The 11,368-nt window shown below is 53.0% G+C and carries 10 protein-coding genes; 9 read left to right on the top strand and 1 reads right to left on the bottom strand.

Annotated elements, in window-relative coordinates; genetic code table 11:
• The first annotated feature begins 160 nt into the window (after positions 1–160).
• Positions 161–1,093: an ADP-ribosylglycohydrolase family protein gene (locus tag Q7P68_RS13175; protein ID WP_304226425.1), complete on the top strand. Its 933-nt coding sequence runs from the start codon at positions 161–163 to the stop codon at positions 1,091–1,093.
• 7 nt (positions 1,094–1,100) lie between these two features.
• On the opposite strand, the gene Q7P68_RS13170 is transcribed toward Q7P68_RS13175, so the two are convergent.
• Complete coding sequence (locus Q7P68_RS13170; protein WP_304226423.1) at positions 1,101–1,886, bottom strand: HAD-IIA family hydrolase; 786 nt, start codon at positions 1,884–1,886, stop codon at positions 1,101–1,103.
• Between the two features lie 196 nt (positions 1,887–2,082).
• On the opposite strand from Q7P68_RS13170, the gene Q7P68_RS13165 reads away from it, so the two are divergent.
• From Q7P68_RS13165 to Q7P68_RS13130, 8 genes are all read left to right on the top strand, one after another.
• A complete protein-coding gene (locus Q7P68_RS13165) occupies positions 2,083–2,802 on the top strand; it encodes a hypothetical protein (protein WP_304226421.1) in 720 nt (239 codons plus the stop codon).
• A 131-nt stretch (positions 2,803–2,933) separates the two neighbouring features.
• Positions 2,934–4,940: a 3-deoxy-7-phosphoheptulonate synthase gene (gene aroF / locus Q7P68_RS13160; protein WP_304226419.1), complete on the top strand. Its 2,007-nt coding sequence runs from the start codon at positions 2,934–2,936 to the stop codon at positions 4,938–4,940.
• 23 nt (positions 4,941–4,963) lie between these two features.
• Entirely contained in the window at positions 4,964–5,464 is a 501-nt protein-coding gene (ilvN, locus tag Q7P68_RS13155) for an acetolactate synthase small subunit (protein WP_304226417.1), read from the top strand.
• 117 nt (positions 5,465–5,581) lie between these two features.
• Complete coding sequence (ilvC, locus tag Q7P68_RS13150) at positions 5,582–6,583, top strand: ketol-acid reductoisomerase (protein ID WP_304226415.1); 1,002 nt, start codon at positions 5,582–5,584, stop codon at positions 6,581–6,583.
• 26 nt (positions 6,584–6,609) lie between these two features.
• Positions 6,610–8,172 (top strand): 2-isopropylmalate synthase, encoded by a 1,563-nt coding sequence (locus tag Q7P68_RS13145; RefSeq protein ID WP_304226414.1) that lies wholly within the window; start codon positions 6,610–6,612, stop codon positions 8,170–8,172.
• Positions 8,165–9,847 carry a citramalate synthase gene (gene cimA / locus Q7P68_RS13140; RefSeq protein WP_304226412.1) on the top strand — a complete coding sequence of 561 codons (1,683 nt, stop codon included), beginning with the start codon at positions 8,165–8,167 and terminating at the stop codon, positions 9,845–9,847. Before Q7P68_RS13145 ends, cimA begins: the two co-directional genes overlap by 8 nt.
• A 15-nt stretch (positions 9,848–9,862) precedes the next feature.
• Entirely contained in the window at positions 9,863–11,026 is a 1,164-nt protein-coding gene (leuB, locus tag Q7P68_RS13135) for a 3-isopropylmalate dehydrogenase (protein ID WP_304226410.1), read from the top strand.
• A gap of 10 nt (positions 11,027–11,036) precedes the next feature.
• On the top strand, positions 11,037–11,368 hold a 332-nt coding region (locus Q7P68_RS13130), incomplete at its 3' end, for a dihydroxy-acid dehydratase domain-containing protein (protein WP_304226408.1).

Below are 11,368 nucleotides of genomic sequence, written 5' to 3'. Positions count from 1 at the left end.
TTATGGCCTTACAAAATATTTCTAAAAAATGGACCATGCCTATCCGAGACTGGGGTATGGCAATGCATCAATTTAGCATCTTTTATGGTGATCGGGTATCACTATGAGAATTCCCGTTTACACAAAATTCAGGATGGCTCCGGGTATATAATTCATCAATATGAATAGTATTTATTATGATGAGCTGTGGGATCGGTTTCGGGGCTGTTTGCTGGGCCTTGCGGCCGGCGATGCGGTCGGTACAAGCGTAGAATTTTCGTCCCGGGGGAGTTTTGCTCCCATAACCGACATGGTTGGGGGCGGGCCCTTCCGTCTTAAGCCGGGTCAATGGACCGACGATACATCGATGGCCCTCTGTCTAGCGACGAGCCTTGTAGAATGTAATGGTTTTAACGCCTATGACCAAATGGAACGGTACACGAGATGGGCCGAAACCGGCTACCTCAGCAGTACCGGAACCTGTTTTGATATTGGTACTACGGTGCGCGCTGCCCTTCTTCGGTTTAAAAAAACAAACAACCCCATGAGCGGATCCGAGGATCCCCAAACCGCTGGGAATGGCAGTATTATGAGGCTGGCGCCGATCCCGCTGTATTACTTTCCTGATATAAATGCAACAGAACAGTATGCAGCCGAAAGTTCCCGTACGACCCATGGGGCAGCGGAGTGTCTGGATGCGTGCCGGCTCTTTGCCAGGATCCTCAATCGAGCCCTTTCCGGCAGGCCGAAGGAAGAAATCCTTTTGGGAGACCGTTCTGCCTTTTCTGGGGCACAGAAAATCATGGCCATTGCCGATGGGGCGTATCTAGATAAAACAGCTGCATCAATCCGAGGTTCTGGCTATGTGGTTGATTCCCTCGAAGCCGCATTATGGTGCTTTGCGCAAACATCCTCGTATAAAGATGCCATACTCATGGCGACCAACCTGGGAGACGATGCCGACACGACCGCTGCGGTGTGCGGACAGCTCGCAGGCGCGTACTATGGTGTGCAGGGTATTCCAGAGGCCTGGCGGGAAAAGCTTGCCATGTATCGGGAAATTACTGAATTGGCAGACCGTCTATTCGAAGCATCAAGAAGCCGACAGACTTAGCAGGTCTTTATTCCGGTATTTCGAAAACCCCGTCCAGGATGTGCCGGGGCTGGTAGGCGTAGGTACCAATGTCCAGAGGGCCTGTGACGCCAGAGAGCACCAGGACCGTTTCAATTTCCGATTCCACGCCGGCTACGATGTCGGTATCCATACGATCACCGATAATGACCGTCTCTTCCCGCCGGGCGTTAAGGCGCCTTAAGGCATGGCGCATAATAAGGGGATTGGGTTTGCCGACAAAATAGGCTTTTTTCCCGGTGGCGAGTTCTATCGGAGCTACGAGGGCGCCGCAGGCAGGAACGATGCCGTCCTCGGTAGGCCCGCTTAAGTCCGGATTAGTTCCGATAAGACGGGCTCCCTGCCGGACCAGTTTTACCGCCCGTTCAAGGGCCTCAAGGCTGTAGCCCCGGCCTTCTCCTACAACCACATAGTCCGGGTTGATGTTATTCATGGTAAATCCCGCATCATACAGGGCCGCTATGAGTCCTGGTTCCCCGATCACATACACTGAACCGCCCGGCTTCTGGGCTGAGAGAAAGCTTGCGGTGGCGAGGGCGCTCGTGTAAAAGTGTTCCGGTTCTACGGATATGCCAAGCCGGGCTAGTTTCTGAGACAGTTCAATCTGGGATCGTTCGCTGGAATTGGTCAGGAATAGATATGACTTATTGTTTTTGTTGAGCCATTCTACCAGCTCCGCCGCACCCTTAAGAAGCCTGTTGCCATGGTAAATGACCCCATCCATATCGATGATAAAAGCCCGCTTTGATCTAATGAGCTCAAGGTTCTTGTTCATGCCTCTAGTATGGCCATGGAATCAGCCCTCGTCAATGATATACTTGTTAGTAGGGAGGAAGACTATGGGGGTCAATAAAAAGTATGCAGGTCTTTTTAGGGTGATTTTTCTCGTTGTTCTATCCAGCGTATTTTATTCCTGTGTCTATTTTTATACCGCCGGTGCATAAGGACATGATTTACTTCCGGTTCCTGTCGTGCGGGAAGTAGATGAACATAAACAGGATATCGTTCCATACCTCGTGCTGCGGGGGAATTATTCTTTTTCCACATATACAGAAGATAGCAATTACTTTTTCCAGGGTGGATTGGGATTTAACTGGGAGTCTGCCAATCGTATCGTGACCGCATCGTTGCTTGGCTCTACTTATTTTGGATCAACGAACATTCAAGACGAGACCGTTTCAACCTATCTGACCGCAAACGATAAACCTCATCAATATATCTATTATGGTGCAAATGCCCAGGGAGCTTTGTTGCTGCATTCTCCGCCGGTTGGCCATACTAAAGCTTATACGCTGGATATCGGCGGGTTCGGTTTGTTTACCTATGAAACAGGTCCCTATGCGGTATTTCGCTCCTGGATTGATCAAACTACCATACATGGAACCGATAGAACTATTACCATTGTTGATGGTTCTCCTGGCCCCTGGACTATTGGATATGGATTGTTGATCGGCCAATCTTTTTTTGATGAAAACAAAAAGCATAATATGTCCTATTGCTTATACCTAGGAAGCTTCCTCCCTTATGGGGAAACATCCAGTGCTACCTCATTGTTGGAATCGATATACGGAATACAGGTTCAATATCATGTTTCCACGTTCATCGTTTTCGGTTCCTACCAGATCGTATCGCCGCTCAACCAAAGCTGCAATATGGGGGGTCATATTTCCATTCTAAATTGTCTTGCTTAATTTTTATTAAAGCCTCTTTATTATTAGAAAAATATGCAAAAATACTTAAGAAAATTGCATAACCATGCAGAAATCCTCTTGTCAAAGCGTGGCTAAGTCGATACTATTGGTATCATGGAGGCTGATAGCCAATGATAGTCGTACTGTCTAAAAACATTTCTTCCCATGACAAGGACCGGCTCCGCTCGTTTTTAAGTGAACGGGGTTTTTCTGTCCGGGAACAGGTGTTTGGGGATGATGACATTCTTGGCGCAACCGGTAAGGGTTCAGTTGATATCCGCGAATTATCCCTCCTTCCGGGGGTTGAGCGGGTCGCACAGACCTCTAAGCCCTATGAATTAGCCTCCCGGGAAACAAAAAGCGACGATACGATCGTTACGATAGGACCGGTTAAAATCGGCGGGAGCCGGATCTCCGTTATTGCCGGTCCCTGTGCCATAGAGAGCCGCGAGCAGATTATGGAGACCGCGGCCCTAGTCCGGGAATCTGGCGCGGTCATGCTCCGGGGCGGTGCTTACAAGCCCCGTACGAGTCCCTATGCTTTTCAGGGACTCGGGATGAAGGGCCTTGAATACATGAAAGAGGCTGGGGATGCCTACGGTATGCCCATTGTGACCGAAGTTGTGTCCCCCGAACTGGCCCAGCAGATGATGGTCCTGACCGACATGTTCCAGATTGGTGCCCGGAACATGCAGAACTATGAGCTTCTTAAAAAAGTCGGTTCCCTGGGTAAGCCGGTGCTCCTTAAACGTGGACCCGCTGCAACTATAGAAGAATGGCTCCTTTCTGCCGAATACCTTTTAGCCTCCGGAACAAAGGATGTTATCCTCTGCGAACGGGGAATTCGGACCTTCGAAACCTATACCCGAAACACCCTGGATATTTCCGCTATCCCTGTTGTAAGAAAACTTTCCCATCTGCCGGTTATTGTTGACCCGAGCCATGCGGTAGGAATCCGGGCCAAGGTAAGCCCCGTAGCCCTCGCTGCCATTGCCGCCGGTGCGAACGGGCTCACTGTGGAAGTCCATCCCCGTCCGGAGGAAGCCCTTTCCGATGGCCCCCAGTCATTGTACCCCGAACAGTTTGAAAAACTCATGCGGGATATCGAAGCCCTTGCCCCCGTGGTTGGCAAGGAGCTCATGAGGACCCCTGCGCCTGTTTCGGCGGAACGGAAAATGGTTTCAGGCGGTTTTAATCTCAAGGGCTCCTCCGCACCGGCGGCACAAAAGGGTGAGCCTACTGGCAAAGGAACGGGCGAATATGCAATCGCCTTTTCTGGAGAAAGCGGCGCCTATGCGGACCAAGCGATTATCCGGGCCTTCGGCGAAGATTCTAACCGGGTGGCGGTTCCCTCCTTTAAGGCAGTCTTTGACGCAGTTCTGGAAGGCAAGGCCCGCTTTGGTATGGTCCCCATAGAAAACAGCCTGGCAGGCTCGGTCCACGAAAACTATGACCTGTTTATCCGGTATCCTGATATCGCCATTGTGGGCGAAATAAAACTGCGGATAGTCCACTGTCTCATTGGGGCGAAAAACGCAAGCCTCGATACGGTAAGGATTGTGCGTAGCCATCCTCAGGGTTTTGCCCAATGCCGGGAATTCCTTGACCAGCATCCAGAATGGGTCCTGGAGCCTACCACCGATACGGGCGGTGCAGTGGCTTCTATTGCGCGGGAAAACCTTTCCGATGTGGCAGCCATAGCCGGTGAAGTAGCTGCCCAGTTGTACGGTCTTAAGGTGCTGAAAGAGGGTATAGAGACCAATCCCCTCAACTATACGCGGTTCTTCATTTTAAGCCGCCGGGAGTCCGGCACGGAAATGGAGGTTCCCTCCCTGTTGCATACAGGGGCGGCCCTTCCTCCGGGTTACGAATCCCAGATCCCAAACAAGGCTTCCATCGTGTTCAGCACTCCAAACGAGCCTGGTTCTCTTTTTGCGTGCCTTAAAATTTTAAGCGAACGGGGCATCAATATGTCCAAACTGGAATCCCGGCCCATACCGGGAAAGCCCTGGCGATATATGTTCTATGTTGATGTTTCCATACCGGAAGAAGAGACTGTCTTTGATTCTGCGATGGAGGAACTTAAAACGAAGACCGAGGACTTCCGGTTCCTCGGAGCTTATCGGGCATCCCTGTAGGGACGCCTGAAACGGGGGTAGGCATGAAACGGCACGTGGTGTCGGCCTTGGTGGAAAACCGATCGGGTACGCTCAGTCGGGTTTCGGGCCTTTTCAGCCGTCGTGGATTTAATATCGACGGTTTGACCGTGGGCGAGACGGAAGATCCTTCCGTGTCTCGTATGACCATCGCAGTGAGCGGGGACGAACAGGTCCTCGACCAGATTGTGAAACAGCTCAGCAAGCTGGTTGATGTTATTCAGGTCAGAGAACTGGATCCGGATTCCTGTATCCGTCGGGAGTTAATGCTGGTCAAAATAAAGGCTGATGAAACCACCCGGCCTGCGGTTATTGAAATTGCTACCATTTTCCGTTCCAGAATTATTGACGTATCTCCCTCCACCATTACCATCGAGGCTACCGGTGATTCTGACAAACTGGAAGGCCTCCTCCTCCTATTGCGCCCCTATGGCATCCTCGAACTAGCCCGCACGGGACTAGTAGCCCTAGAGCGCGGATCCCTCGTACTAAGCATTAGCATTTAACCGGCGCAATCGAAGGACTGCGGCGGATTCCAGGCACGTTTGTATAAAACGGGCATGGCCGGTCGCATACCTATTGGTTGCGCCATACTCATAAAACCAACCACGAAGGAGTGTTGTATGGCAGTATTGTATTATGAAAAGGACTGTGACCTTGGAGCCCTCAAGGGTAAAACCATTGCGGTAATTGGCTACGGGTCCCAGGGGCATGCTCATGCCCTCAACGCAAAAGAGTCGGGTCTCAAGGTAATTGTAGGGCTTTATGAGGGCTCTAAATCTTGGGAACGGGCAGAAAAAGCTGGCTTCCAGGTCATGACCGCCGACAAAGCAGCCCAGGCAGCGGACTTCATCATGATTCTTATCAATGATGAAAAACAGGCAAAACTCTACAATGAGTCCATTAAACCGGCTCTTAAAGCAGGAAAGACCCTGGCCTTTGCCCATGGGTTTAACATTCACTTTGGCCAGATTGTGCCCCCTGCGGATGTGAACGTGGTAATGATTGCACCCAAGGGCCCTGGCCACACGGTCCGCGAACAGTACCAGGCCGGCGCAGGCGTACCCTGTCTTGTGGCGGTACACCAGGATGCCACGGGAGATGCGAAACGGCTTGCCCTTGCCTATGCCATGGCAATCGGCGGCGCACGGGCAGGCGTTTTGGAGACCACCTTTAAAGAAGAAACCGAAACGGACCTTTTCGGCGAACAGGCTGTTCTCTGCGGCGGTGTTTCTGCCCTGATGAAGGCGGGTTTTGAAACCCTGGTGGAAGCGGGCTATCAGCCTGAAAGCGCTTACTTTGAATGTATGCACGAGATGAAGCTCATCATCGACCTGGTAAACCGGGGCGGCCTTTCTTATATGCGCTATTCCATTTCTGATACAGCCGAATACGGCGACTACGTTACCGGGCCGAAAATCATTACCGAAGAAACCAAAAAGGCCATGAAACAGGTTCTAACTGATATCCAGAATGGAACCTTTGCAAAGAACTGGATTTTGGAAAACCAGGTAAACCGGCCGTTCTTTAACAAGATGCGGGTAATCGAAGCCCAGCATCCCATCGAAAAGGTAGGGAAGGAGCTCCGCGCCATGATGAGCTGGCTCCCTAAATCCGAAGTATAACTTTTTAGTCAAAAAGGAGGCCCCCTATGGCCCGTACCGTACAGATTTTTGATACAACCCTCCGGGATGGCGAACAGGCACCCGGTTGCAGTATGAATTTGCAGGAAAAGGTAGAAGTAGCCCGTCAGCTGGAAAAGCTGGGGGTTGATGTCATGGAAGCGGGATTTCCCGCGGCCAGTCCCGGAGATCTTGCGGCGGTCAAGGCGGTGGCGGCGGTGGTAAAAAACAGCGCCGTGGCAGGCCTTTGCCGCGCCCTGGAAAAGGATATTGATGCGGGTTGGGAAGCCCTATCCAAAGCTGCCCATCCGCGGATCCATACCTTTATTGCTACTTCGCCGATTCACATGGAATACAAACTGAAGATGACTCCGGAGCAGGTACTGGAACGGGCCGTAGCGGCGGTAAAATACGCAAAAAAGTATTGCTCCGATGTGGAATTCTCTGCGGAGGACGCATCCCGAAGCAATCCGGACTTCCTCTGCAAGGTTTTCGCAGCGGTAATAGATGCGGGAGCCACGGTGGTGAACATTCCTGACACGGTCGGTTATGCGATACCTGCCGAGTTTGGCAATCTGGTAGCCTATGTCAAAGCTCATACACCCAACATTGACCGGGCACGCATTTCGGTCCATTGCCACAACGATTTGGGCCTCGCGGTAGCCAACACGCTTTCGGCGGCCCTCGCAGGGGCAGATCAGCTTGAATGTACCATTAACGGGCTTGGTGAACGGGCGGGCAATGCAGCCCTGGAAGAGATCGTCATGGGGATGCGGACCCGCAAGGATTTTCTTGATGTGGAATGCCGCATCGATACGACCCAAATTTATGCCGCCAGCCGGCTCGTATCCCAGGTTACCGGTGTGCGGGTACAGCCAAACAAGGCGGTGGTCGGAGAGAACGCCTTTGCCCACGAAGCGGGAATTCATCAACATGGAATTCTTGCCAATCGGGCTACCTATGAAATTATGACCCCCGAATCGATCGGTATCCCGCGGAACCGTATGGTGTTGGGCAAACACTCGGGCCGACATGCCTTCGAAGAGCGGCTCAAAGATCTGGGCTTTACTCTTGATGCAAAGGCGGTGGACGAATTCTTTGCCCAGTTCAAGGTTCTGGCGGATAAAAAGAAGGTGGTGAGCGACCGGGACATAGAAGCTATGATCGTCGGTTCCGCCGCAACAGTGCCCGAAACCTTTAAGCTTGACCGCTGGGTCGTTAACTCCGGTTCAAGCTTAAGCGCCACAAGCACCGTGCGGCTCCTTCATAAAAATGGTACCTACCACGAGGAAGTGGCGGTCGGCGATGGTCCTATTGATGCGGCATTTAAGGCTATTGATCGCATTGTGGGTAAACAACTGGACCTTGAAACCTTTGAACTTGGGGCCGTTACCGGCGGCGAGGACGCCCAGGGTGAAGCAACGGTAAAAATTTCCTGGGAAGGCCGGCGCTGGAACGGCCGGGGACTTTCCACGGACATTATCGAGGCGGCCATAAAGGCCTATGTGGCGGCCATCAATGCTATGGAATGGGAACTGTCGGCAACGAACGGCCAGCGGGGCCCTAATGTAGAGGAGCCCATCGGTGTCTGAACATCAATTTGTGCCCCAGGTCGAAATTTTTGATACGACCCTGCGGGACGGGGCTCAGGGGGAAGGGATAACCTTTTCTGTGCAGGACAAAATAGCCGTTGCCCGTGCTTTGGACGAGCTCGGTGTTGCCTGGATCGAAGCGGGAAATCCCGGCAGCAATCCCAAGGATATGGAGTTCTTTAAGCTTGCCCGGGATCTGGGACTCCAGACCGCCAAGCTCTGTGCCTTCGGTGCTACCCGGAAAAAAGGGGTAAGCCCCCAGGAAGACATGAATGTACGTAGTCTCCTGCAGGCCGAGACCGAGGCGGTAGTACTCTTTGGAAAAAGCTGGGATCTCCATGCAACTGAGGTGCTTAAGGTAAGTCTGGACGAAAATCTTGCCATGATCCGGGAAACCATCGCCTTCTTTAAGGATGCGGGAAAAATGGTCCTCTACGATGCGGAGCATTTTTTCGATGGCTGGAAGGCCAATCCTGACTATGCCATGAGTACCCTCCAGACGGCCCTTGAAGCCGGGGCTGACCGGATTGTGCTCTGTGACACCAATGGGGGTACTTTCCCGGACACCATACAGGAGTGTGTGAAACTGACGATAAGCCTGGCTGCCCGCAGTGCAGCCCCGGCTCTCAAAGCCCTGCTTCGAGGCAAGGAAAGCGAAGATGAGGTGTTGAATGCGGCTGGGCGGCTCGTGGGAATCCATGTCCATGACGATGCTGGTATGGCGAGCGCTAATTCGGTGATGGCTGTCAAGGCCGGGGCCCGCCATGTCCAGGGGACCCTGGTTGGTTTCGGCGAACGATGCGGCAATGCAGCCCTGGCGGCTATTGTGCCAAGCCTGGAACTTAAGCTGAACCTTCGCTGTTTGCCAGAAGGCCGTTTAGAGCGCATTTCTGAATTGACCCGCCGGGTTGCGGAAATTGCCAATGTGGCGGTTCCCGACGGTATGCCCTATGTGGGAAGTCATGCCTTTGCTCACAAAGCCGGTATGCACGCCGACGGTATCCTGAAAATCCGCCGGTCCTTTGAGCATGTGGATCCCGCTAAGGTGGGTAACGACCGGCGGTTCCTGATGAGCGAAGTTGGCGGCCGCTCTGCCATCGCTGAACGGGCTAAAAAAATTGATCCGAGTATTACTAAAGAGCATCCGGTAACCGCCGCGGTAGCAGCACGGCTCAAAGCCATGGAGGCTGAAGGCTGGCAGTTCGAGGGGGCCGATGCGAGTTTTGAGCTTCTCGTTCGCCGGGAACTGGGTAAATACAAGCCCCTTTTCAGCATAGAGCGGTACCGGGTGGTGAGCGAACATCCTGCTCAGGATGGAACCACCTGTTCCAACGCCTGGGTCAAGGTTAAGGTAGACGGTTCTACCGAAATCGCTGCGGCAGAAGGTGATGGTCCGGTGAACGCCCTTGATGGAGCTCTGAGGCGAGCCCTGGAGCGGTTCTACCCGGAACTGGGCCGGGTGCGCCTCTCGGATTACAAGGTCCGGGTCATCAACGGCAATGATGCTACCGCCGCAAAGGTTCGGGTTCTTATTGAATCCACCGACGGAGAATCTGCCTGGACCACCGTGGGAGTCTCCACAGACATTATCGATGCAAGCCGGGCGGCTTTGGTTGATTCTATAGAATACAAATTGATCCATGATATAGAGCGCCGGTTCAAGGCTTATCTGTAAGAGGAGAGAAACAACATGAACTATTCAATTGCCCTTGTTCCGGGGGATGGTATCGGGCCCGATGTGGTAGCCCAGGCAGTAGAAGTATTGGATGCGGTGGCCGATAAATACGGCCATGTTTTTAACTATGTGGAACTGGAAGCGGGGGGCTGCGCCATAGACTCTACCGGTGAGCCCCTTCCTGCAGAAACTTTGGAAGCAGCTAAACAGTGCGATGCGGTGCTGTTAGGCGCTGTCGGGGGGCCGAAGTGGGAAACCCTGCCGGGGCACCTGCGGCCTGAACGGGCCCTTCTAGGCCTGCGGGCTGGTCTTGGGGTCTATGCCAACCTCCGGCCTGCTGCGCTGCTTCCCCAGCTGCGGGATGCCTGCCCGATTAAGGATGAGGTCCTGAGGGCAAGCAATCCCAACGGAGAGGCGACCTTTGATCTCCTTATTGTACGGGAACTCACGGGAGGGCTTTATTTCGGCGAACGGGGCCGCAGCGCGGATGGAAACTCGGCTTTTGATACGGAAACGTATTCAAAAGAAGAAATAGAACGGGTCCTCCGCTCCGGTTACCGGGCAGCCGCGGTGAGACGGAAAAAACTCTGCGTAGTCGATAAGGCCAATGTGCTTGAATCGAGCCGGCTTTGGCGGGAAGTGGCTGCGGTCGTTTCCAAGGATTATCCCGATATCGAAACCACCTATATGTATGTGGACAACTGCGCCATGCAGCTTGTACGGGCTCCGGGGCAGTTTGATGTTATTGTTACGTCGAACCTCTTCGGGGATATTCTTTCTGACGAAGCTTCGGTTTTAACTGGCTCTATTGGGATGCTCGCCTCGGCAAGTCTCGGTGACAGTTCCGCCGCATCCGCTAATGCTGCTTCATCCGGTAAAGCTGCTGCCAAACAGGTAACCATGGGTCTCTATGAGCCCATCCATGGCTCGGCGCCGGATATCGCAGGACAGGATATTGCCAATCCTTTGGCTACTATTTTGTCCGCGGCCATGCTGCTCCGGTATTCCTTTGGGCTTGAAAAGGAAGCCCAGGCGATTGAAAAGGCTGTATCCGATACCTTGGATGCGGGCTACCGAACCCGGGACATTGCCAGCAGAAAAGGTGCGGCCAACGAAAAAATTGTCGGTACTAAAGAAATGGGCAAGGCGGTGCTGACAGCCCTGGAACACCAGAAATAAGGAGGCAACCATGCACAGCGATGCGGTCAAAAAAGGCGTAGAACGGGCACCCCATCGGTCATTGTTTAAATCCATGGGGTTTATTGATGAGGAGCTTGAGCGGCCCCTCATCGGAATAGCGGTCGCAAAAAGCGAGATTGTACCCGGTCATATTCACCTGGATAAAGTCGCCAAGGCGGTAGCTGACGGTATCAGACTCGCCGGCGGAGTCCCCATTGAATTTCCCGTCATCGGCGTCTGTGATGGGATTGCTATGGGCCATGAAGGTATGCGGTACAGCCTAGTAACGAGAGAGCTGATTGCGGATTCCATCGAGTGCATGGTTATGGCCCACGCCTTTGA

The organism is Gracilinema caldarium, assembly GCF_029265695.1.
In the GTDB taxonomy this organism is placed as follows: domain Bacteria; phylum Spirochaetota; class Spirochaetia; order Treponematales; family Breznakiellaceae; genus Gracilinema; species Gracilinema caldarium_A.
This window is presented reverse-complemented; position numbering and strand designations above follow the sequence as displayed.

What these genes read in the sequence shown, in the direction of transcription:
- Q7P68_RS13175 (WP_304226425.1), top strand. Translation starts at nt 161, where the DNA reads ATGAATAGTATTTATTATGATGAGCTGTGGGATCGGTTTCGGGGCTGT.
- ilvC (WP_304226415.1), top strand. Translation starts at nt 5,582, where the DNA reads ATGGCAGTATTGTATTATGAAAAGGACTGTGACCTTGGAGCCCTCAAG.
- Q7P68_RS13170 (WP_304226423.1), bottom strand. Translation starts at nt 1,886, where the DNA reads ATGAACAAGAACCTTGAGCTCATTAGATCAAAGCGGGCTTTTATCATC.
- aroF (WP_304226419.1), top strand. Translation starts at nt 2,934, where the DNA reads ATGATAGTCGTACTGTCTAAAAACATTTCTTCCCATGACAAGGACCGG.
- leuB (WP_304226410.1), top strand. Translation starts at nt 9,863, where the DNA reads ATGAACTATTCAATTGCCCTTGTTCCGGGGGATGGTATCGGGCCCGAT.
- ilvN (WP_304226417.1), top strand. Translation starts at nt 4,964, where the DNA reads ATGAAACGGCACGTGGTGTCGGCCTTGGTGGAAAACCGATCGGGTACG.
- Q7P68_RS13145 (WP_304226414.1), top strand. Translation starts at nt 6,610, where the DNA reads ATGGCCCGTACCGTACAGATTTTTGATACAACCCTCCGGGATGGCGAA.